Genomic DNA, 22833 nt, shown 5'->3' with positions numbered 1-22833 from the left:
ATGCGGCTGCCTGATGCGCGACGCACGAGCCGCGCCTGCGTCGCAAACAGTAAAGCGGTCGGCGTGTTCCGCTGTCACAGTTCTGATGCAAGGAGCGGGAAGCGCCACGAAAACGCAGTCGGCGTAAAAGCTCCAAGCCAAGAGAAGGGGAAAGGTTGTCCATGGCTAGTCACGCAATCGAGGTGAAGAACCTCTACAAGATTTTCGGCCCGCGCGGAGAGGATTACGTCAAACTCGTCGAGAACGGGATGGGTAAGGCCGAACTCAACGAAAAGCACGGCCACGTGCTCGGACTGCAGGACATCAACATTTCCATGCCGGGCGGCTGCATAACGGTCGTGATGGGGCTCTCGGGGTCCGGCAAATCGACGCTGATCCGGCACATCAACCGGCTGATCGATCCGACCTCGGGCGAAGTCCTCTACGACGGCGTCGACGTCTGCAAGATGAACGAGAACGACCTTCGCGCATTCCGCCGCCACAAGACGGCGATGGTCTTCCAGAAGTTCGCACTGCTGCCGCATCGCACGGTTCTCGAAAACACCATCTACGGTCTTGAGATACAGGGTGTCGATCGGCGCGAGAGCGAAAAGCGTGCGCTTGGCTGGATCGAGCGCGTCGGCCTTCAAGGCTTCGAGCAGCACTATCCGAACCAGCTTTCCGGCGGCATGCAGCAGCGCGTCGGCCTTGCCCGCGCGCTTACGAACGACGCCGACATCCTGCTGATGGACGAGGCCTATTCGGCACTCGATCCGCTGATACGCGTCGACATGCAGTCGGTCCTGCTCGAACTGCAGAAGGAGTTGAAGAAGACGGTGGTCTTCATCACCCATGATCTCGACGAGGCCCTGAGGCTCGGCGACAAGATCGCCATCCTGCGCGACGGCCGCGTCGTGCAGCAGGGAACCGGCCAGGAAATCGTGCTCTCGCCAGCCGACGACTACATCACGGCCTTTGTGAAGGAAGTGAACCGCGGGCGGGTGGTCAACGTGGAGACGATCATGCGGCCGCTCTCCGGAAACCCGGAAGGCCTGCCGCTCGCCGTAGGCACCGTGCTCGAAGCGGCTGCCCGCACCATGACCGGCGCGCAAATAAGCAACGCGCATGTCGTCGACGGCAACGGTCGCCCGATCGGTGCGATCGACCTGCAGATGATCATCTCCGCCATGGTGACGCCCGTGCAGCATACCGACCGGCAGGCGGCTTGATGGCTTTGAGGGCGCCCATGGGCGCCCTCAACAGCAGATAGTCAAGTGACCCCCAGCCTTCCGCTGATGTACCGGAACTCCTGCGTCTTGCCGCCATAGCCATAGGCTGCCGCCGGTACCTCATGCACGAGCACGTAGCTTTCGGGATGGACCATCCCGAGAATATCCTCGAACGCCGCAAAGATCGCTTCGACATAGGCACCAAGTTCCTGCTTCGTATTGGTGCCGTCGACAACCTTGATGTCGAGCCAGAAACTGCTGGTCTGCTGCGATGCAAGCGACTTTCCGCCCGCGAACCAATGCCGCGGATCGACGTAGCTAACGACGACCGCCGTCACCGAGGGGTCCTTGCGAAGATGCGACTGCGTGAGGTCGCTCACCTTTGTTGCTATTTTCGCCGAAAGCTCCGGCTCCGGCTGTCCGGTAACGCTGATGTTGATGATGGGCATCACAGTTCCTTTCTTCGAAACACCTCGTCAATTTGCCATCGTCGCCACATCAACAAAATCGAATTGTTTTGCAGATACACTTCTGTAAAATTGAAGTATGAATCCGATCGATCCCGAGCTGCTGCGCACTTTTCTCGCCTTCGCCGAGGGCGGTTCGCTTGCAAGAGCGGCAACCGCCGTCAACCGTTCGCCCTCCGCCGTGACGGCGCAAATGCAGCGGCTGGAAGCGCTGGTCGGCGAGCGCCTTCTTGCGCCCGCCGGACGCGGACGCGTGCTCACGCCCGTGGGAGAGGAGCTCGCCGCCCATGCCCGGCGTATTTTGGATGCGCATCGCGACGCCTGGCTCAGCCTGAGGGGCGCGCGCGCCGACGGACGGATCTCCCTCGGCAGCACTCAGGACTTTGCCGATACGATGCTGCCCGGACTGCTGCGCCGCTTCGCGCGTTCCCATCCACGCATTCGCCTGGATTTGAGGATCGGGCGGTCGAAAGAATTGACGGCCGCCTTCGATCAGAACCAGATCGACATTTTGCTGGCCATGCGACAGGCGGCTGCAGATGACGAATTGCTCGTGCTGCGCGAACAGATGCTTTGGCTCTGCTCCGACAGGGGCTTGGCAGCGGAAGAAGAGGAACTGCCCCTCGCCGTACTCGACCCACCTTGCGGCTTCCGCGCCGCCGCCATATCGGCCCTCGAGAGAACCGGCCGCCGCTTTCGGATCGCGGCAACGAGCCCCAGCCTGTCGGGCCTGCGCGCCGCCGTTTTGAGCGGCATCGCCGTTACGACCCGGACGGAAAGATTCCTCGGCACCGGCATCGAGCGCGCTCCTGTCCATCTCGGCTTGCCATCCCTGCCCCCGGCCGAATTCAGCCTGCGTCTGCACGCCCGGGCAGAGAAGCCCGCAACCGATCTGGCTGCGCTGCTTGCGAACGAATTGCCGCGTTGATCGGCGCAATTCTGTTGCCAACACATAAAGATATCTTTATATCTTATTGCAGTTCCATTCAGCCGGGAAAATCCGATGTCCGTTGCAGCCCATGCTCTTTCCGATCTCCTCGCCCAGAAGGGCGTTCTGCTTGCCGATGGCGCCACAGGCACGTCGCTCTTCGCCATGGGGCTCGAAGCGGGCGAAGCACCGGAGATGTGGAACGAGACGAAACCGGACAACGTCACCAAGCTGCATCAGGACTTCGTGGATGCCGGCGCCGACATCATTCTCACCAATTCCTTTGGCGGCACACGCCACCGACTGAAGCTTCATCAGGCCGAAGACCGGGTCCACCAGCTCAACAAGCGGGCCGCAGAAATCGCGCGCGCCGTCGCCGACCAGGCGCCGCGAAAGGTCATCACGGCCGGATCCGTAGGCCCAACGGGCGAGCTGCTGATACCGCTCGGCACCCTCTCCTATGAAGACGCGGTCGCGGCCTTTGTCGAACAGATCGAGGGCCTGAAAGCCGGCGGCGCGGAGGTCGCCTGGATCGAGACCATGTCCTCTCCGGACGAAATTCGTGCGGCCGCCGAAGCCGCGGCGAAGGTCGGCCTTCCCTATGTCTACACCGGTTCCTTCGACACCGCCGGCAAGACGATGATGGGCCTGCACCCGAAAGACATTCACGGCGTCGCCGCCGATATCGGCGACGGTCCGGTTGCCGTCGGCGCGAATTGCGGCGTCGGGGCGTCCGACATTCTTTCCTCGCTGCTCGATATGACGGCTGCCAGCCCGGAGGCGACAATCGTCGTCAAGGGCAATTGCGGCATTCCCGAATTCCGCGGCTCGGAGATCCACTATTCCGGCACTCCGCCGCTGATGGCCGAATATGCCCGGTTGGCCGTCGACGCCGGCGCCAGGATCATCGGCGGCTGTTGCGGCACCTCCTGCAACCATCTGGCCGCGATGCGGCTCGCGATCGACAATCACACCAGGGGTGAACGCCCCACGCTCGATACGATCGTCGAGAAAATCGGTCCGTTGCGGAACAAATCGGCAAATGAAGGTCCCGCCGCCCCGGCCCGAGAGCGCCGTCGGCGCGCCTAAGGTCATGCCGGAGCTCCGGCGGCAAAGCCGGAGCTACGGTCCCCACCGCCGATCACCTCACGCGCGCCCGCAGCAGGTGATGGCGCCAGGCTTCGAGCCCCTCTTCGATGTTCCTGCGGCCGAATCCGACGCGGAAGCGATCCTGCGGGACCGGCAGTAGATCGGAGACGAAAAGGCTCGACGGAAGCAACAGCACGCCTGATTCCTCGACAAGCCGCCGGCAATGTTCCTCCACGCCGTCTGCCCCGCGATAGCGGGCGAAGCCGACGCAGCCGCCATCCGGCGCCTGCCACTCGTAGAGATCTGCGAACTCGGCGAAGAAGGCTCCGAGTTTCTCGAGATTTCGCGTGCAGAGCGCGCGATTGCGTTCAAGTATCCGATGGCGCGATTTGAGCGCGATTGTCGCCAGTACCTCCGATGGCCGGGAGTTGCAGATGGAGAGGTAGTGCTTCATGCCTTCCATGCGCTGGAGAAGCGCGCGATCGCGGCAGGCGATCCAGCCGATCCGAACACCTGGAAGGCCATAGGCCTTGGACATGACGTTGAGCGAGATACCGCGATCGAAGAGTTCGGCCGCCTGCGGCAGGCGCTTCTCCTCATCGCGCTCCAGTCCTCGATAGACCTCATCGCTGAAAAGATGAATGCCGCGCTCGGCGCAGAGCGCCGCGAGCGCGCGAAAGATCGACGGCTCGGCGACAGCACCCGTCGGGTTATTGGGGAAATTGACCGCGATCAGCTTCGTGTTCGGCTGCAGCGCCGCCCGGACATCGGCGATATCGATCTGCCACTTGTTCTCGGGAGGGAGTGCAACGCCGCTCACCGACGCGGCGAGCGTGACCGGAAGCGTTTCCATCGACTGGTAATTGGGCACGGTGACGATGGCATGGTCCTCGGGACCGAGCGCAGCCAGCATGGCACAGTAGAGCCCTTCCTCGGCACCGGCGAAGCAGAGGATATCTTCCGGCTCAAGCCCCTCATAGGTCGCGGCGATCGCCTTGCGGAGCGCCGGAGCGCCATGGGTCTCGGTATAGCCGAGCGTCAGCCGCTCCCACGCGTCGCGATCGGCGTCGTCGGCGCAGGAAAGCAACTCCGCCATCGACATGGTTTCGCTGTCGCTCGCGGTCATGTGGTGGCGCGCCGTGAACTCCCAGCGCGAGAAATGCGTCTCGAGGCGAAAGGCCGGCAAAGTCGTCATGGTCGTTCTTTCCTTTGAACGCGAGATTCAGGCGGCGCCTTCGCGCGCGGCCGAAAGGTAGTTGTAGATGGATGCGCGCGAGGTGCCGATCAGGCTCGCCAGATGGTCGACCGCATTGCGGGTCTTGAAGAGCCCCTGCTCTTCGAGTGCCGCAACCAGTGCCACGCGATCCGGGCGCTTCAAGGCGGAAAGCGCAAGGCCTCTCACCTTTAGCCAAGCGTGCAGCGCTGCATTGATCTCCTCGCGCCAATCGCGCGAAAACAATGCCGGCGGCCGTGGTTCCGGCGTGCCGGCAAAGGCCGCGAGCAGCCTCACGGCGTCGTCGATTCGTGAGACATCGAGATTGATGCAGAGCAGCCCGACGGCATGTCCCTCATTGTTGCGAAGCACCGCCGAGACCGATTTCAGCCGCCGTCCGTCCGCGCCCGTCTTCTCATAAGGGCCGAGCACGCAGGCGCCCTCAGCCATGCCGTCGAGGCCATCCTCGATGAGGGAGTCGGTCGCCGCGGTGCGACCGGAAAAGGCGTTCCAGAGAGCCGCAATCTTGCCGGTGGACAGATCGTGCAGAACGACCTCCGCATGCGGGTAAAGCAACGCGCTTATCGCCGCGGCCGAGGGCGCGTGCACAGCAAGACAGGTGGGAATGCCCGGTTCTATATTCATGCGTGCATCTGAAACGATTTATACGTTTTGTCAAGATTGTACTTTTTATTCATAATCGCGGATCGACGGATCGAGAAGTCAGCGCGGAAACGCCGCGACGACAGCGATGATGGGGCCGAGCGGAAACAGCCGGTCGTGCCGATTGATCTCCGGCGCATAAAGGCTCGAGATCGTTCCGTCGAGAAAGAGCGCATTGGGGCAATCGAGCGCGTCGCGAAACAAGGTCGCGAAATCGTGAAAGCGCACCGGCCGTTTCGACACGGCGAAGACCACCTTCCCGCTGTTCGTCACCCCGACGCCATTGCGGGTCTTGAGGCTGTCACTATCCGGCAGGAAACGGGGATGCAGCGCACCATTGATGACGAGCATCGGACCGGATTGCGTCGCGAAACGCGGCTCGATGCCGGCAAGGCGATAGGCTTCCGCCGCCATGACCCCGGCCATGCCATCGCCGACATAAAAGACGCCGTTCGGCAGCATGTGAAAGTTGCCCCAACCCGGATTTCTATTGAGCGGCGCCAGCTCCGCACCCTCCTCCACATGCAGCCCGACCGGAGCGAGGTCCTCGTGGTACATGCCGCCGTTCATCGCGAAGACGAGATACTGTTCGCGACGACGAAGTTCGAGCGACAGCGCCCTGAAAGACCTGAACGGCATGCCCGTCTGATCCTTGTTGTAGAGCCTTATGTCGCTCGTCGACGGGTCGAAGCTGCAGGCGAGGTAGGTTTCGCCGAGATGGAGAACATCGCGACAGGCACCGAATGCGGGTGCAGCGAGACCGGCGCATAGAAGGGCGGCGCCGGCGATGAAGGCTCTTGTAAACAGCGGCATCGAACAGACCCGGAGGGAATCATACGACGTAGCATCGCATGGATTGCAGCGGATTTATGCGGGCGCGCGCTGATTAAAGCTCGATCGCCGCCATATGGAAACGCAATTGCCCCGCCGGATAGCGATAGTCGCACCCCACCGGGCAGGCATCGCGGGACAGACAGCCGTGAGCAAGGCAGCCGGTCACCCCTTCTCCGGTTCTCAGATGCGCGCGACAGCGCCCCATATCGAACGTAGCGCCTGCCAAGGCGTCCGCCGGGCAGCCAGAAAGGCAGGGCCGTCCAATACAGCGTTCGCAGGGGTGGCCACCCGCCGGCTCGCCCGTCACCGGCATGGCTCGATCGAAGCCCAGCGCGCCGCGATAGCCGTGCCATAGGCCGTAGCGCGGATGAATGAGGATGCCGAGCGGCGACGGCTTCAGCCCCTCGGCACGCATTGCCCATTGCTGGAAGGGCTGCCAAGGGGGATCGGATGGAAAATACGCCGAGGCGCCTGCTGCCGCAGCCGCCGGGCGGATGACCTGCTTCGACCACTTGTCGAGCGGCTCCGCACCGCCGCCGTCCGGTTCGCCTTCGCGCCACCGGCTGAAGGACTCCCAGACCGAGCCGCCGACATTGCCGATCAGCACGACGCTCGCCGCGGACTTGCCTCCTTCGAGCGTCGGCGCCCCCTCGCCCGGTGCGAAGTTCACGGTTCCGCGCAAAAAAAGACCGTGCGGCGCAAGCGCCGCACGGATGGTTTCAAGCACATCGCTTTCCGATGCGTAAGGAGCCGTCATTTCGGTTTCGGCCCTTGAGTTTCGTAATGCGGGCGCCAGACCTCTTTCTGTATCATATCGGCCACCTGCGCCGCGCCGCCTTGCTCCCTGGCTCGCTCGGGAGCCTTTCAGGTGAAGGCGTCGGGCATCGAGTCCTTCCGCTTGGCGATGAATTCCTTCAGCGCCTCGTCGATTGCCGGGTCGAGATAGGGCGCCTCATAGTTTTCGAGCCACGAGCGGGCGAGCGCGTTGGCGCGCTGTTCGATCCGCTTCTCGCCCTCGATCTCCCACTGCTCGAAGGAGTTGTTATCGGCGAGCGGCGAGCGATAGAAGGCGCTCTGGAAGTTCGCCTGCGTATGTGCACAGCCGAGATAGTGGCTGCCGGGGCCGACTTCGCGGATGGCGTCGAGCGCCTGCGCGTCTTCGGAAAGGTCCACGCCCTCGGCCATCTTCTGCATCATGCCGAGCTGATCCTGGTCGATCATGAACTTCTCGTAGGACGAGACGAGACCGCCCTCGAGCCAGCCGGCTGCATGCAGCACGAAGTTGGTGCCGGCAAGCAGCGTCATGTTCAGCGTATTTGCCGATTCATGTGCGGCCTGCGCATCCGGAACCTTCGAGCCGCAGAGCGAACCGCCGGTACGGAACGGCAGGCCGAGGCGGCGAGCCAGCTGAGCAGCGCCGTAGGAGACGAGCGACGGCTCCGGCGTGCCGAAGGTCGGCGCGCCCGACTGCATCGAAATCGATGCGGCGAAGGTGCCGAACAGCACCGGTGCGCCCTTGCGGATGAGCTGGGTGAAGGCCGCACCTGCGAGCACTTCGGCGAGGATCTGCGTCAGTGTGCCGGCGACCGTGACCGGGCTCATCGCGCCCGACAGGATGAAGGGCGAAACGACGCAAGCCTGGTTATGGCGGGCATAGACCTTCGCGGCACCGAGCATCGTCTCGTCGAAGACCATCGGCGAGTTCGCGTTGATGAGGTTCAACGTCACCGCATTGTTCTCGACGAAATCGTCGCCGAAAAGGATCTTCGCCATTGCGACCGTGTCTTCGGCGCGCTCGGGCGCGGTGACCGATCCCATGAAGGGTTTGTCGGAATAGCGGATATGGCTATAGACCATGTCGAGGTGGCGCTTGTTCACGGCGATATCGACCGGTTCGCATACCGTGCCGCCCGAAGAGTGCATCGACGGCGCCATATAGGCGAGCTTCACGAAGTTGCGGAAATCCTCGATCGTCGCATAGCGGCGGTTGCCGTCGAGATCGCGCACGAAGGGCGGGCCGTAAACCGGCGCGAAGACGGTCGCCTTGCCGCCGATCTGAGCGCTGCGCTCCGGGTTGCGCGCGTGCCAGGTAAAATCCTTCGGCGCCGTCTTCAAGAGCTCGCGGCAAAGTCCCTTGGGGAAATGCACGCGTTGACCGCGCACGTCGGCACCAGCGGCCTTCCACAGATCGAGCGCTTCGGCATCGTCGCGAAACTCGATGCCGATCTCTTCGAGAACGACCTCGGCGTTGCGTTCGATGAGCTGCAGCCCTTCCTCGTCAAGAACTTCGTATTCGCGAATCCTGCGCTGGATATAGGGCAGAGACGGTCCCGGGCCACCGCCGGTGCGGGAAGCGCGACGCGCTGCCGCTCCCCGCCCCTCGCCACGCGCGCGGCGTCCGCCGCCTTCGGCCGCACCTTGTTCTGTAACGTCGCTCATTCGCTCATTCCTCTTCCCGCGGTGCCCCGCGCATCATACGCGATGAACGCCGCAACACTTTGATGGGTGGGTGCATACCCCTTTCGCGAGGCTGATCCAGCGGCGGGCATATGCATCCGGTAGTCGATTTGACCTAATGCTACCAAGGCGCCGGACCGGTACGGGTCTTAATGCGCCAACGGCTGGCGCATCTTAGACACTCGGTCTGCGGTCGCTGCCATTGCAGTCGTCTTTCGGCTGCTTCAGATCGGCACCGCGCAAGCGCCACTCTAACGCCTTGAAGTGCTGTATAATTTTGCAGGCGGCAGATTCCGAACCGCGGAATAATGCCGCCGCCGTCGCGTGGGAGCATTTACGCCGGGCGCCGTCGTTTTTCATCACATGCGACGTCGCTTTCAACAAGAGATTTTTAGGTATAGCCCGCTAAGGATTGGGCGACGCGTCCGGATTGCGCCCTCTCTCGTGCCACCCGTGCGAAATGACTGTGCCAGGAACCGAGGAACCCAACTATGGCAGACGATGAAATCATTCTCGAGGACCTTTCCGACGAGGAACTCGTGCAGCAGATGCATGACGACCTCTATGACGGTCTCAAGGAGGAAATCGAGGAAGGGACGCGCATCCTCCTCAAGCGTGGCTGGACGCCTTACGACGTCTTGACCCAGGCTCTGGTCGAAGGCATGCGCATCGTCGGCATCGATTTCCGCGACGGCATTCTCTTCGTCCCGGAAGTGCTCCTTTCGGCCAATGCCATGAAGGCCGGCATGTTCATCCTGCGCCCGTTGCTTGTTGAAACCGGTGCCCCGAAGCTCGGCAAGATGGTGATCGGCACGGTCAAGGGCGACATCCACGACATCGGCAAGAACCTCGTCGGCATGATGATGGAAGGCGCCGGCTTCGACGTCGTCGACCTCGGCATCAACAATCCGGTCGAGAACTACCTCGAAGCGCTCGAGCGTGAGAAGCCGGACATCCTCGGCATGTCTGCCCTGCTCACGACGACCATGCCCTATATGAAGGTCGTCATCGACACTATGAAAGAAAAGGGATTGCGCGACGAATACATCGTCCTCGTCGGCGGTGCACCGCTCAACGAGGAATTCGGCAAGGCCGTCGGGGCCGATGCCTATTGCCGCGATGCCGCCGTCGCCGTCGAGACGGCCAAGGACTACATGAAGCGCAAGCACAATCAGCTCGCAGCCGGCTGAGACGATCCGAAATGAAAAAGCCGGCTGCCCGTGTGAACGAGCAGCCGGCTTTTTTTTCGGAGAAAGCGTCGATCTTGCGCTCAGGCCGTCAGTTGGCGGCCCTGGCGACCCGATGGCCGGCTCCCTGTGTCGCGTTTACTGCGTTTGCAGTATCCTGTCCTACGCCGCGGATCGTGTTTGCGCAGGAACTCAGGGTTGCCAGCGCTATCAAAACGGCTCCGATGGTCGCGATGGATTTTGTCGTCATGACCGTGATTCCTTTGTTGATGCAAGGCGGAATAAAGATGGAAAACGCAACGTCGGCAAGAGAACGTGCACAACCGAAGAAAGTTCATGTCATTGGTTGCGGCGCGATCGCGCGCGAAATTCTTGCCGTCTGCGCGGCCAACGGGCTCGACCACATCGAGCTCAACTGTCTGCCGGCCATCTGGCACAACACGCCGGAAAAGATCACTCCGGGCCTGCGTGAGGCTATCACCCGGGCGCGCGCCGACGGTTTCGAGCGCATCTTCATCGCCTATGCCGATTGCGGCACCGGCGGGCTTATCGACCGCCTCTGCGAAGAGGAACGGGTGACGCGCATCCCGGGGCCGCATTGCTACTCGTTCTTTGCCGGAAACACGGATTTCGCAGCCCGCTGGGACGATGACATCACAGCCTTCTTCCTGACGGATTTCCTTGCCCGGCAGTTCGAAGCCTTCGTCATCGAGCCGCTCGGCCTCGACCGGCACCCGGAACTGCGCGACATGTATTTCGGCCACTACCGCAAGCTCGTCTATCTCTCCCAGCAGGAGGACGCGGTGTTGCAGGAAAAGGCGCGTCGCGCCGCCGATATTCTCGGGCTCGAATATGAGTACCGCTATACCGGCTATGGCGATCTCACGACATCGCTGATCGAGATTTGATCCCTCTGAGCCGGCGTTTGTGCCGCCCGAGGGAATAGTTGGGCGCCGTCACATGTCCTATCCAATTCACGATGGGAGAGAGACAATGGCCCGCAGATCGACGATACTCGCAGCCGCGATTGCCCTTTTGACACTCGCCGGGTGCATGACAAATCAATCCAGCCGAAACACGATGAACCCTGCCGGAAGCAGTTCCACCAACTCCGGCGGCAGCAGCATGGGCAGTTCGGGAGGCGGCAGTTCGGGTTACTGAGCCACACTTCGGCGCGACGCGCTTTTAAGGCCGCCCGTTACCGACGGACGGCCTCGCGACACATCAGTAATACGGCGAATAGCACTGCTGTCTTGGGCCACCATAGGGCTGATAGGAATTGTCCGCAGCGCGGTACGAGCGGTAGCGGTCATAGCACCAGTTGACGTGGCTGGAAGGCAGTCCCGGCGCCGCATAGCGTGGCTCTGCGTAACGCGGCTGGGCGATGGCGCCGCCGATGATCATGCCGGCACCGAAGGCTCCCAGAGGATACCACCAGCCGTCGCTGTGGCGGCGGTAGCCGTGGCGGCGATAGCTGTAGCCGCGATGCCCGTTATACCAGCCGTGACGATGGCCGTGCCGGCGCCAGCCGTGCCGCGGGCGATGTCGGTGACCGTGCCAGCCGCGGTGGCCGACCGTCTGCACGTCGCTCGCCTGCGACACCGGAACGGTCGGGAAGGGCATAGCTTGCGCAGGCGCATAGGCGGTGAAAGCCGTCACAGCCGCGAGGAACAGTATCCCAATCTTCTTCATCTCCACACCTATCTGTTCGAATAGGTCAGAGCTTTTGCCGCCGGCCAGGTGAACACGCAGTGAATGCAAGATTCATGATATTCTTAAGGACCATCCGAAGGCCGGTGCACGCCTATTCCCGGTCCTTTGTCGCCGCCGATAAGGCAGGCATTTCGCCGTGCCGGCACAAGCGGTGCGCTCCGCGAACGCAAGGTTCGGATGCGCGATCGTGCAGCGTCGTTTTTGGACATATCGGACGTCGTGGCAAGGTGAGCCACGGCGCGTGGACATGCGCATTGTCGCCCCTATAGGAGAACAGGAATCCGATGGCAGACCGCATTATCGTCTACTGGCGCGATATCCCCGCGCAAGTCATCATCAAGCAGGGCCGCAAGACCGCCAAACGCGAGCTCTCTCTGCGTTTCACCGAGGCGATCGACATGTGCGCCATGCGCACCGGAGCCGCCGAGACCGACGACTACCTTGCCGAATGGCGCAAGGCCGATCCCGTTCCGGTCTCCGACGACCTCGAGGCGGAAGCCGACAGGGCGGCCGCGGAGTTGGAAGCCGCCTATGACCGGGAGCGCCTCGTCGCACTCGTCAAGGCCGGAGGCCGGGACAATGCCTGACCCGAAGGTCGTCACCGGCAACGCCCAGCCGGCCAGAAAGGCGGCGACGGGAGCCTATACGCCCCAGGGTGTGTCGCCCAGCCGCCGCTCGCGCCACAAATACACGGTACGTCTCTGGGCCGTGCGCAATTCGCGTTTCCTCGAGTGGTTCTACAACCGTTTCGCCGACATGTTCCTGCTTCTCCATCCGCTTTGGAACGCAATTGGCTACAACCGGGTTGAAAGGCCTGTCACCTTCGTCGAGCGTCACGTCAAGGGCTTCCTCTTCGACTGTCGCATGTGCGGCCAGTGCGCGTTGTCCTCAACCGGTATGTCGTGCCCTATGAACTGTCCGAAACAGCTGAGGAACGGCCCCTGCGGCGGCGTACGCGCAAACGGCAATTGCGAAGTCGAACCGGATATGCCCTGCGTCTGGGTGCAGGCGTGGAAGGGCTCGCAGAACATGGTGAAGGGTGATGCAATCATGAACGTGCAGAAGCCGGTCAACCAGTCGCTGCGCGAAACCTCGTCCTGGTTGCGGGTAACGGCCGAGGCCGCGGCCGCCCGCGAAGCGGCGAACAAGGAAGGTCCGCAGCAATGAGTCCGGACATCAATCCCCACGATCCCGGCGCACCGCTCGATCCCCTGCCCGGCCATTCCTCGCGCGGGCGGTTGGAGCGCGTGCTGCGCCGCGGCGAGTTCGCAGTGACCGCCGAACTCAATCCGCCGGACAGCGCCGATCCCCAGGACGTCTACGAGCGAGCGGCAGTCTTCGACGGATGGGTGGACGGCATCAATGCGGTCGACGCTTCAGGCGCCAACTGCCACATGTCATCCGTCGGCATCTGCGCGCTCCTGACGCGCATGGGCTATGCGCCGATCATGCAGATCGCCTGCCGCGACAAGAACCGTATCGCGATTCAGGGCGACGTGCTCGGCGCCTCGGCCATGGGTGTCCAGAACATCATGTGCCTCACCGGCGACGGCGTGCAGGCGGGCGACCAGCCCGGGGCCAAGCCGGTTTTCGATCTCGACTGCATGTCCCTGCTCGAGACGGTGCGCATCATGCGCGACAATTCCAAGTTTCTTTCGGGCCGCAAGCTGACGACGCCGCCTCAGGTATTCCTCGGAGCGGCGATCAACCCCTTCGCTCCGCCCTATGATTTCCGCCCCTATCGCCTCGCCAAGAAGATCGAGGCCGGCGCACAGTTCGTGCAGAGCCAGTATTGCTTCGACGTTCCGATGTTTCGCGAATACATGAAGAAGGTGCGCGATCTCGGTCTTCACGAGAAGTGCTACATCCTGGTGGGCGTCGGGCCGATGGCATCCGCCAAGACTGCCCGCTGGATCCGCTCCAATGTTCCGGGCATCCACATTCCGGACAGCATCATCAAGCGGCTCGAGGGCGCCCAAGACCAGAAAAAGGAAGGCAAGCAGCTCTGTATCGACATCATGAACGAGGTGAAGGAGATCGAGGGCGTTTCCGGCGTCCACGTCATGGCCTACCGCCAGGAAGAGTATGTTGCCGAAATCGTCCATGAATCGGGTGTCCTGAGGGGCCGCAAACCCTGGACTCGCGAAGCCGCGCCGACCGATGCGCTGGTTGCGGAGCGGCTGGAGCATATCCGCGAAGGCAAAGAAGAAAATCAGCAGCAGATGGCCGAGGCCGCTGCGCACCACCCGCATTGAGACAAAGCCGTGAGTCGGCGGCTTTAGCAGAGGATAACCGGCGCTCCTGCTCGTCCAGCGCCTTACAAACACAGAACGGCCCTATTACATAGGCCAACGCTCAAGGTTCAGAGGATCTCATATGACCCGCACCATCGTCGCCTCCGCCACCCGCGAGATCATCATCGGCTTCGACCAGCCCTTCTGCGTCATCGGCGAACGCATCAATCCGACCGGCCGTAAGAAGCTCGCGGCCGAGATGATCGAGGGCAACTTCGACACCGTGATTAAGGATGCGCTGGAGCAGGTTGCCGCCGGCGCGACGATGCTCGACGTCAATGCAGGCGTGACGGCCGTCGACCCGAACGAGACCGAGCCGCCGCTCCTCGTCAAGACTCTGGAGATCGTTCAGGGCCTCGTCGACGTGCCGCTGTCGATCGACAGTTCGGTTACTGCCGCCATCGAAGCCGGCCTGCGCGTCGCAAAGGGCCGCCCGCTCGTCAACTCGGTGACCGGCGAGGAAGAGAAGCTCGAAGCGATCCTGCCGCTCTGCAAGAAATACGACGTTCCGGTGGTGGCGATCTCCAATGACGAGACCGGCATTTCGATGGACCCGGACGTCCGCTTCGCGGTCGCCAAGAAGATCGTCGAGCGCGCCGCCGATTACGGCATCAAGCCGCACGATATCGTCGTCGATCCGCTGGTCATGCCGATCGGCGCACTGGGATCTGCGGGCCAGCAGGTTTTCGCGCTGCTTCGCCGCCTTCGCGAAGAGCTCAAGGTCAACACCACCTGCGGCCTCTCCAACATTTCCTTCGGCCTGCCGCATCGCCACGGCATCAACGCCGGCTTCATCCCCATGGTGATCGGCGCCGGCATGACCTCGGCCATCATGAACCCCTGCCGTCCGCAGGAAATGGAGGCGGTTCGAGCCGCGAACGTGCTTAACGGCACCGATCCGAACTGCACAAACTGGATCATGACCTATCGCGACCACAAGCCGGCCGAAGGCGGCCAGGCCGTCGCTGCGGCCGCACCGGCGGGTGCCGGCGGGCGGCGCGGCGGACGCGCGGCGCGTGCCGGCGTCGCACGGGCGGAGTAAAAATGGCCAGGCACCACTCCTTCGCAAGCGACCTGGCGGCACTCTGGTTTCAGGCCCCCATGGTCATAGCCGCGCGTACGCAGGCGATGGCCGTAGCCGCTATCACCGGCTCGGCAACCGACTATGTCGAGGCAAGCCGGATGGTGACCGAAAAGATGGCGGCAGTCGCCGAAAGCGTCGTCGCCGCCAATGTCGCCCTGGTGAAGGAAGGAATGGGTGCGGCCGCGGCGCTTGCCGCCGGAAAGCCGGGCTCTGCCGCCGCGCACAACCGGATAGCGGCGGCCGCAGTTCGGCCCTATGCCAAGCGCGTGCGGGCAAACGCCCGCCGGCTCGCGAAATAAACTGCTGGCGAGACAGAAAATGTTGAACGTGCCCTCGAAGGACGAAAAGAACGATCCGCTGGTGCTCTTCATGCCCTCCGGCAAACGCGGCCGTTTCCCCGTCGGGACGCCGATCCTCGATGCCGCACGTTCGCTTGGAGTTTATGTCGAAAGCGTCTGTGGCGGCCGCGCCACCTGCGGGCGTTGCCAGGTTTCCGTTCAGGAAGGCAATTTCGCCAAGCACAAGATCGTTTCGTCCAACGACCATATCTCGCCGATTGGTCCCAAGGAGCAGCGTTACGCGAGCGTGCGCGAATTGCCTGACGGGCGGCGGCTGTCCTGTTCGGCGCAGATTCTCGGCGATCTCGTCATCGACGTGCCGCAGGACACCGTCATCAACGCACAGGTGGTGCGCAAGGCCGCAACCGACCGCGTGATCGAGCGCAATGCGGCGGTGCAACTGTGCTATGTCGAGATCGACGAACCGGACATGCATAAGCCGCTCGGCGATCTCGATCGGTTGAAGGTCGTCCTGGAAAAAGACTGGGGTTGGAAGGACCTTCTGATCGCCCCCCACCTGATCCCCCAGGTACAAGGCATATTGCGCAAGGGCAATTGGGCAGTGACTGCGGCGATCCATCGCGACATGGACTCCTCGCGTCCCTTCATTGTCGCTCTCTGGCCTGGACTGAAGAACGAGGCTTATGGCGTCGCCTGCGACATTGGCTCGACGACGATTGCGATGCATCTCGTATCGCTGCTCTCCGGACGCATCGTGGCCTCCTCCGGCACATCGAATCCGCAGATCCGCTTCGGTGAGGATCTGATGAGCCGCGTCTCCTATGTGATGATGAATCCGGATGGCCGCGAGGCGATGACCAAGGCGGTACGCGAAGCGTTGAACGGCCTGATCGGCAAGGTCTGCGCCGAAGGCGAGGTCGACCGCCGCGACATTCTCGACATGGTCGTCGTCGCCAATCCGATCATGCATCACCTGTTCCTCGGGATCGACCCGACGGAACTCGGCCAGGCGCCCTTCGCACTGGCCGTCTCCGGCGCCCTGCAATATTGGGCGCACGAAATCGACATAGAGGTCAATCGCGGCGCGCGCCTCTATATGCTCCCGTGCATCGCCGGCCATGTCGGAGCGGACGCCGCGGGTGCGACGCTTTCCGAAGGGCCGCATCGTCAGGACAAGATGATGCTGCTCGTCGATGTCGGCACCAATGCCGAGATCGTGCTCGGCAACAGGGAGCGCGTCGTGGCCGCCTCATCGCCGACCGGACCTGCTTTCGAGGGGGCCGAGATCTCCTCCGGCCAACGAGCCGCACCCGGAGCGATCGAGCGCGTTCGCATCGATCCCGAGACGCTGGAGCCGCGGTTCCGGGTGATCGGCGTCGACAAATGGTCGAATGAAGAAGGTTTCGCCGAGGCCGCTGCGGCAGTCGGTGTCACAGGCATCTGTGGCTCGGCGATCATCGAAGTCGTCGCGGAGATGTACCTCACCGGCATCATTTCGCAGGACGGCGTCGTCGACGGCGCAATGGTCGCGAAGAGCCCGCGCATCATCCCGAACGGCCGCACCTTCTCCTATCTGCTCCACGAAGGCGAACAGCGCATCACCGTGACGCAGAACGATATCAGAGCGATCCAGCTCGCCAAGTCCGCGCTCTATGCCGGCATCAAGCTGCTCATGGAGAAACAAGGTGTCGATCACGTCGACACGATCCGGTTTGCCGGTGCCTTCGGCTCCTTCATCGATCCGAAATATGCCATGGTGCTCGGACTGATCCCCGATTGCGACCTCACCGAAGTGAAGGCGGTCGGCAATGCCGCCGGCACAGGCGCGCTGATGGCGCTCCTCAATCGCGGTCACCGCCGCGAGATCGAGCAAACAGTGAGGAAAATCGAGAAGATAGAGACGGCGCTTGAATCGAAGTTTCAGGAGCATTTCGTCAACGCCATGGCGATGCCGAACAAGGTGGATGCCTTCCCGAAACTCGCCGAAGTGGTTACCCTGCCGGCGCGCAAGGCACTGATCGACGACGGCGGCGAAGGAGGCGGCCGCAGACGGCGACGCAATAGGGAGTAGTCCCAGCCTCGTCTCACCGCTTCGAATAGCCGGACCATGTGTCGACGGCCGAGGAGATCCGATGAAAAGCGGCTGCAATCCTGGACGGATCGTCATCCTCAACGGGGCGCCGCGATCCGGCAAATCGAGCATAGCCGCGGTGATCCAGGAGACATTCGACGGGCCGTGGATGAACCTTGGCGTCGACACCTACATGGAGCGAGTAATGCCTCGCCGCTACCTGCCGGGGATCGGGTTGCGGCCCGGCGGTGAATTGCCTGAAATCGAAGCGCTCGTACCCCTCTTCTATGCTGCCCTCTACGAGTCCGTTGCCGCGCATAGCCGGCTGGGTCTGAACGTTGTCGCCGATGTCGGGCATCACGAGGCCTATGGTGAACCACGCCATATCCTTCCCGACTGTGCCCGGCGGCTTCTCGGCCTTCCCGTCCTCTTCGTCGGGGTGCGGTGTCCAGTCGAGACGATAATGGAGCGGCGCAATCGCGGCCAGCTCGGTCGCGAAGGCGGTTACCTCACCGGCAGCGAGGCGGAGCCTGTTCCGCGCCAGGTGCTCGCCTGGCAGCGAGAGGTGCATCGCCCCGGCATCTACGATCTCGCAGTCGACACGTCCATGATGACGCCTGACGAATGCGCCGCGCTCATCCGCAAACGGCTCGAAGCAGAGCCCATGGCTCCGACGGCATTCCAACGGCTGGCCAGAATGGCCAGCATTTCGCAGCCGGATTAAGGCCTGTTGAGATTGCGGATATCCGCGGCGGCTTGTTTCATTTCAATGTGCTTGTCACAAGGATCCAGCCGACGAAGTCCTTGGGCAGGAAGAACGCTTCCCGCGCCGATTGCAGTCCCCATATACGCTTTATGGGCCGATCGGTCGGCAGAGCCAGCCATAGGTTCTAATGGCGCATGATGACCGGCAACGGCGTGAACTCAAGCTGCTGCCATCTCCACATAGGACGCCAACAGACCGCCCCAGCCATTTTCCGAATCGAAAATACCGCGCATTTCCTCGGCCTTCACGCCGTAATTTTCAAGATGGCGGTGCTCGAGAATGACGGTTGTGCCACCTTCCCCATTTGCCTCGAACAGGACCTCCACTTCGGTATGCAGGCCGGGATCGAAGTCGAAATCGGCGTTGAGCTGCCAGTCGAATAGAATTCGGTTCGGTCTGTCGCACGCAACGACACGCCCCCACTCGCATTCTTCGCCCGCGTTGCCGATCTCGTACCAGCGGCCACCCGCGACCGCCTCTACCACAACCGTCTTTTGACCGGACTGCGTGAGGCTGTGGCCCTTGATCCACCACGTCCCCATTCCGCTGACGAAAATGTCGAACGCCTGCTGCGGCGATGTACGCACCGTAACCGACTTCCGGACCGGTGCCGGCTCGATCATGTTCATGAGGTCTCCTCCCGTGAGATCGCGACAGAGTTACTCTTCGGCTTCTTCAGACCACTCGGCCGCCTCGACCGCCTGCTTGAATGCGGCGAGTTGATCATCCCAGAATCGGTCGAGCCATTTCCTGAGCGGCCCCAGCCCGTTGGGATCGATCGAATAGATTCGCCGCGCACCCGACGGCACGTCGCGCACGAGATGTGCCGCCTTCAGTATCTTCAAATGCTGTGAGATCGCCGGCTGTGAAACCGGCATGGCCCGGGCGATCTCGGCGACCGACTGCCGCCGCTCAGCCACCTTCTCGAAGATGGCACGGCGCGTTGGATCGGCGAGCGCAGCAAAGGCTTTATCCTGATCATAAGTCATAGCTTATTATAAGCCAAAACTTATGATCGTCCACCCCGGTATCGCGCGACGTTTGCTTCCCGAGTCGTTTGGCGGTCCCGGGACGCCTCCTGCGGAATTATGCCGCCTGCATCTGCAACTCGGCGAAGGCAGCGCGAACATGCTCCGCGACCGCCAAAACCGGCGCCGGCGCATCTTCGATGACCTTGAGGCCGATGTTGTAGTGACCTAGATCCGGCAGGCCGTCACGCTCGCCGAGCTGGACCATCTCGCCTTGGACGAGATACCGCGGCAGCGGCGCGATCGCGAGCCCGGCGAGAACAGCCGCACGCTGTCCGGTCGTATAGGCGCTCAAAAAGGCCACGCGGAACTTGCGGCCCGCACGCGACAGCTTCTCGACCGCATCGGCACGCCAGACGCAGCCGTCCTCCCACATGGAAACCGGCAGAGGATCGCGCAGATGCGCGTTCCCGCATTTCGCACCTGCCCAGACCAGTTTCTCCTGCATCAGGATTTCTGCGCCTTTGGCAGAGTCCTCGGAAAGGCTGTTGAACACGGCGATGTCCAGCCGATGCTCGTCGACCCGCTTGCGCATCGCGTTGCTCATGCCGATCGAAACGTCGATGGTGACGTTCGGATACGTCTCGGCAAAGCGCTTCAATACATCAGGCAGAATTCGCTCGCCGACGTCCTCCGGCGCACCGACCCGCACCACACCGTTCATGTCTGGCAACAGGAAGCGGGACACCGTCTCGTTGTTGAGCGATAGAAGCCGCCGGGCATAGCCGAGCAGGAGTTCGCCCTTGGGCGTCAGCGACACCGAGCGGGCGTCGCGCAAAAACAACGTGCAGCCGAGCATTTCCTCGAGCTTCTTGATCTGCATCGAAACGGCTGAAGGCGTGCGGTAGACCGTCTCCGCGGCGGTGGTGAAGTTTCCGGTCTCGGCAATGGCGACGAAAGTCTTGAGCACGTCCATTTCGAGCAGCGGAAGCGCGTGGCGCATCATCATGTTCATGGCGGCACCCTAGATCAGAAAAACTGAAAGATAACTTAACTTCATTTCGTTTGATTGAACATCACGCATGCGCGATAGTCAAGCCTCCAAGGGACGGAAACGCCCTGAACCAGAAGGAGAAGGCTATGTCCGCTCTGATGTTGGCGATCGATAATGGCGCCCCTCACGAAAGACCGGGCCCGAGTGCCGCGCCCACCGGCCGGGCGCCCAGGCAGGCTCGAACCATCGATGACGGGGACATCGTGCTGGCGATGCTGTGGCATGCCCGATCTCTTATCGAACGGATTGCCGAACGGCGCCGTGCCGGCAATCTAGTCAGGAATCGGGTGGAAACACGCCGCCAACTGGCGAGACTGCCGGCAAGGGTCCGAAACGACCTGTTACCCGCGGAACAGCAACCGATCAGAGCATCCGATAGAACGGCTATAGCGAGCGAAATCAATCACGGGGTTTGATGAATTACATCAAACATATTCGTTTGAATGATCAATCGCGTTGCACCATAACGTCCATGGTCGCGACCTTTTGAGGAACTCAGAAGGAACCAGCAATGTCTATGAACGAGCATTTTTCGTCCGCGTCGAGCCCGGGTCTCGCAGCCCTGCCCGGACTCTTCAACCTGCGGGCCCGTGCCTGGGCCGCATGGAAGCGACACCGCAACGAACGTGTCCTGGAGAACCTCTCCTACGACACGTTGAAGGATATCGGCTTCCCCTCCGTCGATGATGCAGTGCATAAGACGGACCAATGAAGAAAGACTGCAGATGCCATCCTCCCGGCATTGACCGCAAGACCAGACTATAAGGGCATTCCCGCAACGGAATGCCCTTTTTGTTTCGAAAAGCGCCAAGCACTTGGCGCCAGCAAGTGCTCCCTACTCGAAGAATCCCTTCGGCGTCTTGCCCTTCAGAAAAGGCTCGACGAACGCATGAAGCAGCTCGGGCTGGCTGATGACGGCGGTGTGCGACGTCGCCGGGAGGACGGCAAGGCGAGAGGCGGGCAGCGGTTTGCCCATGTCGCCCATGACGCCCCCACCGAGCAGCCGGAACAGAGCGACCGAATGTTCGAGCGTCGCCACGTCCGCATCGCCGGTGATGATCAAAACCGGGGTTTTCAATGCCCTGACGTCCGCTTCCCATGCCATCGGCTCCTTCTCCAGCGCGATCAGTTTCCTGACGAGCTCGGGGAAACCGTCGGGATTGGCTGCGAGCTTGCGATAATCCTCGGCAAACGGCATGTTGACGAACATCTCGACCGACATCTGGGGAATGAAGGCCTTGAACGCCGGCTGCCAGCCCTCGGCATCATAGGCCACGGAGGCGGCGGCGAGCTTGTTGACTTTTTCCGGATGGCGAATGGCAAGCTGCAGACCGGCAGCCGCACCCATCGAGTAGCCGAAGACATCGGCCTTTTCGATCTTCACGGCATCCATGAAGGCTGCGACGTCATCGGCAAGATTGGGATAGGTGATCGGCCGGTCGATATCCGTGGTGCGGCCGTGGCCCTGAAACTCGATCGCATAGACCTTGTGGGTCTCTGCGAGCTTCGGGATAATGGCACCCATCGAAGGGATGTTCATGTAGGCGCCATGCAGCACGATGAGCGGGTCGCCCTCGCCCGAGACTTCGTAATACATTTCCATGCCGTTGACCTTGACCCGATCGCCCGCCGGTTCGGATCGGGCAAGCGTGGCGCCCGCAACGAGCAGCGTCGCGGTAATCAGGGCGGTGCGGAACATCGTTCTTCTCCTCGGTTTGGGACCGGCCTGTGCCGGTTTCGATGATAAGACGAGCGAGGCTCCCGCTCCCCGACATGAGCAACACAATTTTTGCAGCGCTGCGCAACCTGTGACTGCCTTTGCCCGGACGACCCCCTCGCCTCCCGGTAATATTTGCGGCTGGCATCAGCGGCATGTTTTTGCTTTTGTAAAAGCGGTCCGTGTCGAGAGTTCCCCAGTAGATCGGTAATCCTGATGAGTGAGAGTGAAGCCCAATTGCCGGTGATCCATTTTGCGGACGCAAAGACCTTCGAAACGTGGATCGCGGAGCAAGGACCTGATTGCAAGGGGCTTTGGGTGAAATTCGCCAAGAAGGCGTCCGGGATAGCGACCATCACGCCGAGGGAGGCGCTCGATGTGGCGCTCTGTTACGGCTGGATCGACGGTCAGCGTATTGGATCCGACAGCGACTTTTACCTGAACAAATACACGCCGCGCCGTGCGCGCAGCCGATGGTCGCAGGTAAATTGCGCTCGGGCGACCGAATTGATCGCCGAGGGGCGCATGACACCGCGCGGCCTTGCCGAAGTTGAACGCGCCAAGAACGACGGCCGGTGGGATGCCGCCGCGCCACCGCCGAGCAAGGCGACCGTGCCCGACGATCTTCACGATGCGCTTGCGCAGAACGCAGCGGCTAAGATGCTGTTCGACGAACTCGACAGCCGGAATCGCTACGCAATCCTATTCCGCATTCACGATGCGAAAAAAGACCGAGACGCGGGCTGCGCGCATCGAAAAATATGTCGGCATGCTGGCCCGCGGCGAGACGCCTCACCCACGACGCAAGGCGCGATAGATCG

At 62.1% G+C, this 22833-nt stretch carries 25 protein-coding genes and 1 pseudogene; 14 read left to right on the top strand and 12 right to left on the bottom strand.

What is annotated here, in order from left to right; translation table 11 throughout:
- The first annotated feature begins 161 nt into the window (after positions 1–161).
- Positions 162–1208, top strand: a complete 1047-nt coding sequence (locus CN933_RS03575; protein ID WP_018095261.1) for a quaternary amine ABC transporter ATP-binding protein — start codon at positions 162–164, stop codon at positions 1206–1208.
- Between the two features lie 41 nt (positions 1209–1249).
- Here the strand turns inward: CN933_RS03575 and CN933_RS03570 are convergent, their stop codons facing one another.
- Positions 1250–1657, bottom strand: a complete 408-nt coding sequence (locus CN933_RS03570; RefSeq protein WP_018095262.1) for a tautomerase family protein — start codon at positions 1655–1657, stop codon at positions 1250–1252.
- Between the two features lie 97 nt (positions 1658–1754).
- On the opposite strand from CN933_RS03570, the gene CN933_RS03565 reads away from it, so the two are divergent.
- Positions 1755–2603, top strand: a complete 849-nt coding sequence (locus tag CN933_RS03565) for a LysR substrate-binding domain-containing protein (RefSeq protein ID WP_018095263.1) — start codon at positions 1755–1757, stop codon at positions 2601–2603.
- A 75-nt stretch (positions 2604–2678) separates the two neighbouring features.
- Positions 2679–3692, top strand: coding sequence for a betaine--homocysteine S-methyltransferase (gene bmt, locus CN933_RS03560; RefSeq protein WP_018095264.1), 1014 nt, complete (start codon positions 2679–2681; stop codon positions 3690–3692).
- Between the two features lie 52 nt (positions 3693–3744).
- On the opposite strand, the gene CN933_RS03555 is transcribed toward bmt, so the two are convergent.
- The 5 genes from CN933_RS03555 to CN933_RS03535 all read right to left on the bottom strand — a co-directional run bounded on the left by CN933_RS03555 (position 3745) and on the right by CN933_RS03535 (position 8841).
- Complete coding sequence (locus tag CN933_RS03555) at positions 3745–4887, bottom strand: aminotransferase class I/II-fold pyridoxal phosphate-dependent enzyme (protein ID WP_018095265.1); 1143 nt, start codon at positions 4885–4887, stop codon at positions 3745–3747.
- Between the two features lie 27 nt (positions 4888–4914).
- Entirely contained in the window at positions 4915–5550 is a 636-nt protein-coding gene (locus CN933_RS03550; protein WP_018095266.1) for a helix-turn-helix transcriptional regulator, read from the bottom strand.
- Between the two features lie 78 nt (positions 5551–5628).
- Complete coding sequence (locus tag CN933_RS03545) at positions 5629–6381, bottom strand: phosphodiester glycosidase family protein (protein WP_102761296.1); 753 nt, start codon at positions 6379–6381, stop codon at positions 5629–5631.
- A gap of 73 nt (positions 6382–6454) precedes the next feature.
- Complete coding sequence (locus CN933_RS03540; protein ID WP_018095267.1) at positions 6455–7159, bottom strand: 4Fe-4S dicluster domain-containing protein; 705 nt, start codon at positions 7157–7159, stop codon at positions 6455–6457.
- 107 nt (positions 7160–7266) lie between these two features.
- Positions 7267–8841 (bottom strand): trimethylamine methyltransferase family protein, encoded by a 1575-nt coding sequence (locus CN933_RS03535; RefSeq protein ID WP_018095268.1) that lies wholly within the window; start codon positions 8839–8841, stop codon positions 7267–7269.
- A gap of 509 nt (positions 8842–9350) precedes the next feature.
- On the opposite strand from CN933_RS03535, the gene CN933_RS03530 reads away from it, so the two are divergent.
- Positions 9351–10049, top strand: a complete 699-nt coding sequence (locus tag CN933_RS03530; protein ID WP_018095269.1) for a cobalamin B12-binding domain-containing protein — start codon at positions 9351–9353, stop codon at positions 10047–10049.
- Between the two features lie 88 nt (positions 10050–10137).
- Here the strand turns inward: CN933_RS03530 and CN933_RS03525 are convergent, their stop codons facing one another.
- Entirely contained in the window at positions 10138–10296 is a 159-nt protein-coding gene (locus tag CN933_RS03525; RefSeq protein ID WP_080636480.1) for an entericidin domain-containing protein, read from the bottom strand.
- Between the two features lie 37 nt (positions 10297–10333).
- On the opposite strand from CN933_RS03525, the gene CN933_RS03520 reads away from it, so the two are divergent.
- A complete protein-coding gene (locus CN933_RS03520; protein WP_026168630.1) occupies positions 10334–10954 on the top strand; it encodes a DUF1638 domain-containing protein in 621 nt (206 codons plus the stop codon).
- A gap of 316 nt (positions 10955–11270) precedes the next feature.
- On the opposite strand, the gene CN933_RS03515 is transcribed toward CN933_RS03520, so the two are convergent.
- Positions 11271–11738, bottom strand: coding sequence for a BA14K family protein (locus CN933_RS03515; protein WP_018095272.1), 468 nt, complete (start codon positions 11736–11738; stop codon positions 11271–11273).
- 305 nt (positions 11739–12043) lie between these two features.
- Here CN933_RS03515 and CN933_RS03510 point away from each other — a divergent pair, with 305 nt between their 5' ends.
- The 7 genes from CN933_RS03510 (at position 12044) to CN933_RS03480 (ending at position 18231) form a co-directional block, all read left to right on the top strand.
- Positions 12044–12346, top strand: a complete 303-nt coding sequence (locus CN933_RS03510; RefSeq protein ID WP_003530676.1) for a virulence factor — start codon at positions 12044–12046, stop codon at positions 12344–12346.
- Positions 12339–12926: a methylenetetrahydrofolate reductase C-terminal domain-containing protein gene (locus CN933_RS03505; RefSeq protein WP_018095273.1), complete on the top strand. Its 588-nt coding sequence runs from the start codon at positions 12339–12341 to the stop codon at positions 12924–12926. The genes CN933_RS03510 and CN933_RS03505 overlap by 8 nt, the downstream gene beginning before the upstream one ends.
- Positions 12923–14014 carry a methylenetetrahydrofolate reductase gene (locus CN933_RS03500; protein WP_018095274.1) on the top strand — a complete coding sequence of 364 codons (1092 nt, stop codon included), beginning with the start codon at positions 12923–12925 and terminating at the stop codon, positions 14012–14014. The genes CN933_RS03505 and CN933_RS03500 overlap by 4 nt, the downstream gene beginning before the upstream one ends.
- 121 nt (positions 14015–14135) lie before the next feature.
- Positions 14136–15095, top strand: coding sequence for a methyltetrahydrofolate cobalamin methyltransferase (locus CN933_RS03495; RefSeq protein WP_018095275.1), 960 nt, complete (start codon positions 14136–14138; stop codon positions 15093–15095).
- Positions 15096–15097: 2 nt separating this feature from the next.
- Positions 15098–15436, top strand: coding sequence for a hypothetical protein (locus CN933_RS03490; protein WP_018095276.1), 339 nt, complete (start codon positions 15098–15100; stop codon positions 15434–15436).
- A 19-nt stretch (positions 15437–15455) separates the two neighbouring features.
- Complete coding sequence (locus CN933_RS03485; RefSeq protein ID WP_018095277.1) at positions 15456–17507, top strand: ASKHA domain-containing protein; 2052 nt, start codon at positions 15456–15458, stop codon at positions 17505–17507.
- A gap of 61 nt (positions 17508–17568) precedes the next feature.
- A complete protein-coding gene (locus tag CN933_RS03480) occupies positions 17569–18231 on the top strand; it encodes a phosphotransferase-like protein (RefSeq protein WP_018095278.1) in 663 nt (220 codons plus the stop codon).
- 200 nt (positions 18232–18431) lie between these two features.
- Here the strand turns inward: CN933_RS03480 and CN933_RS03475 are convergent, their stop codons facing one another.
- The 3 genes from CN933_RS03475 to CN933_RS03465 all read right to left on the bottom strand — a co-directional run bounded on the left by CN933_RS03475 (position 18432) and on the right by CN933_RS03465 (position 20256).
- The gene (locus CN933_RS03475; RefSeq protein ID WP_018095279.1) at positions 18432–18902 is read right to left on the bottom strand and encodes an SRPBCC family protein; all 471 of its coding nucleotides are present in this window, start codon (positions 18900–18902) and stop codon (positions 18432–18434) included.
- 30 nt (positions 18903–18932) lie between these two features.
- Positions 18933–19262, bottom strand: a complete 330-nt coding sequence (locus CN933_RS03470; RefSeq protein ID WP_018095280.1) for an ArsR/SmtB family transcription factor — start codon at positions 19260–19262, stop codon at positions 18933–18935.
- Positions 19263–19359: 97 nt separating this feature from the next.
- Positions 19360–20256, bottom strand: a complete 897-nt coding sequence (locus CN933_RS03465) for a LysR substrate-binding domain-containing protein (RefSeq protein ID WP_018095281.1) — start codon at positions 20254–20256, stop codon at positions 19360–19362.
- Positions 20257–20806: 550 nt separating this feature from the next.
- On the opposite strand from CN933_RS03465, the gene CN933_RS03455 reads away from it, so the two are divergent.
- Positions 20807–21007, top strand: coding sequence for a hypothetical protein (locus tag CN933_RS03455; RefSeq protein ID WP_018095283.1), 201 nt, complete (start codon positions 20807–20809; stop codon positions 21005–21007).
- A 123-nt stretch (positions 21008–21130) separates the two neighbouring features.
- Here the strand turns inward: CN933_RS03455 and CN933_RS03450 are convergent, their stop codons facing one another.
- On the bottom strand, positions 21131–21994 hold the full coding sequence (locus CN933_RS03450) for an alpha/beta fold hydrolase (RefSeq protein WP_018095284.1): 864 nt from the start codon (positions 21992–21994) through the stop codon (positions 21131–21133).
- A 234-nt stretch (positions 21995–22228) separates the two neighbouring features.
- Between CN933_RS03450 and CN933_RS03445 the strand changes: the two are divergent.
- Positions 22229–22829 (top strand): annotated as a pseudogene (locus tag CN933_RS03445) (YdeI/OmpD-associated family protein).
- Positions 22830–22833 lie beyond the last annotated feature (4 nt).

It is taken from the genome of Sinorhizobium sp. M4_45, from assembly GCF_002885915.1.
Classification (GTDB): Bacteria; Pseudomonadota; Alphaproteobacteria; order Rhizobiales; family Rhizobiaceae; genus Sinorhizobium; species Sinorhizobium meliloti_A.
This window is presented reverse-complemented; position numbering and strand designations above follow the sequence as displayed.

What these genes read in the sequence shown, in the direction of transcription:
- CN933_RS03535 (WP_018095268.1), bottom strand. Translation starts at nt 8,841, where the DNA reads ATGAGCGACGTTACAGAACAAGGTGCGGCCGAAGGCGGCGGACGCCGC.
- CN933_RS03540 (WP_018095267.1), bottom strand. Translation starts at nt 7,159, where the DNA reads ATGACGGCTCCTTACGCATCGGAAAGCGATGTGCTTGAAACCATCCGT.
- CN933_RS03500 (WP_018095274.1), top strand. Translation starts at nt 12,923, where the DNA reads ATGAGTCCGGACATCAATCCCCACGATCCCGGCGCACCGCTCGATCCC.
- CN933_RS03485 (WP_018095277.1), top strand. Translation starts at nt 15,456, where the DNA reads ATGTTGAACGTGCCCTCGAAGGACGAAAAGAACGATCCGCTGGTGCTC.
- CN933_RS03470 (WP_018095280.1), bottom strand. Translation starts at nt 19,262, where the DNA reads ATGACTTATGATCAGGATAAAGCCTTTGCTGCGCTCGCCGATCCAACG.
- CN933_RS03555 (WP_018095265.1), bottom strand. Translation starts at nt 4,887, where the DNA reads ATGACGACTTTGCCGGCCTTTCGCCTCGAGACGCATTTCTCGCGCTGG.
- CN933_RS03575 (WP_018095261.1), top strand. Translation starts at nt 162, where the DNA reads ATGGCTAGTCACGCAATCGAGGTGAAGAACCTCTACAAGATTTTCGGC.
- CN933_RS03455 (WP_018095283.1), top strand. Translation starts at nt 20,807, where the DNA reads ATGTCTATGAACGAGCATTTTTCGTCCGCGTCGAGCCCGGGTCTCGCA.
- CN933_RS03450 (WP_018095284.1), bottom strand. Translation starts at nt 21,994, where the DNA reads ATGTTCCGCACCGCCCTGATTACCGCGACGCTGCTCGTTGCGGGCGCC.
- CN933_RS03525 (WP_080636480.1), bottom strand. Translation starts at nt 10,296, where the DNA reads ATGACGACAAAATCCATCGCGACCATCGGAGCCGTTTTGATAGCGCTG.
- CN933_RS03570 (WP_018095262.1), bottom strand. Translation starts at nt 1,657, where the DNA reads ATGCCCATCATCAACATCAGCGTTACCGGACAGCCGGAGCCGGAGCTT.
- CN933_RS03530 (WP_018095269.1), top strand. Translation starts at nt 9,351, where the DNA reads ATGGCAGACGATGAAATCATTCTCGAGGACCTTTCCGACGAGGAACTC.
- CN933_RS03565 (WP_018095263.1), top strand. Translation starts at nt 1,755, where the DNA reads ATGAATCCGATCGATCCCGAGCTGCTGCGCACTTTTCTCGCCTTCGCC.
- CN933_RS03495 (WP_018095275.1), top strand. Translation starts at nt 14,136, where the DNA reads ATGACCCGCACCATCGTCGCCTCCGCCACCCGCGAGATCATCATCGGC.
- bmt (WP_018095264.1), top strand. Translation starts at nt 2,679, where the DNA reads ATGTCCGTTGCAGCCCATGCTCTTTCCGATCTCCTCGCCCAGAAGGGC.
- CN933_RS03520 (WP_026168630.1), top strand. Translation starts at nt 10,334, where the DNA reads ATGGAAAACGCAACGTCGGCAAGAGAACGTGCACAACCGAAGAAAGTT.
- CN933_RS03505 (WP_018095273.1), top strand. Translation starts at nt 12,339, where the DNA reads ATGCCTGACCCGAAGGTCGTCACCGGCAACGCCCAGCCGGCCAGAAAG.
- CN933_RS03480 (WP_018095278.1), top strand. Translation starts at nt 17,569, where the DNA reads ATGAAAAGCGGCTGCAATCCTGGACGGATCGTCATCCTCAACGGGGCG.
- CN933_RS03545 (WP_102761296.1), bottom strand. Translation starts at nt 6,381, where the DNA reads ATGCCGCTGTTTACAAGAGCCTTCATCGCCGGCGCCGCCCTTCTATGC.
- CN933_RS03465 (WP_018095281.1), bottom strand. Translation starts at nt 20,256, where the DNA reads ATGAACATGATGATGCGCCACGCGCTTCCGCTGCTCGAAATGGACGTG.
- CN933_RS03490 (WP_018095276.1), top strand. Translation starts at nt 15,098, where the DNA reads ATGGCCAGGCACCACTCCTTCGCAAGCGACCTGGCGGCACTCTGGTTT.
- CN933_RS03550 (WP_018095266.1), bottom strand. Translation starts at nt 5,550, where the DNA reads ATGAATATAGAACCGGGCATTCCCACCTGTCTTGCTGTGCACGCGCCC.
- CN933_RS03510 (WP_003530676.1), top strand. Translation starts at nt 12,044, where the DNA reads ATGGCAGACCGCATTATCGTCTACTGGCGCGATATCCCCGCGCAAGTC.
- CN933_RS03475 (WP_018095279.1), bottom strand. Translation starts at nt 18,902, where the DNA reads ATGAACATGATCGAGCCGGCACCGGTCCGGAAGTCGGTTACGGTGCGT.
- CN933_RS03515 (WP_018095272.1), bottom strand. Translation starts at nt 11,738, where the DNA reads ATGAAGAAGATTGGGATACTGTTCCTCGCGGCTGTGACGGCTTTCACC.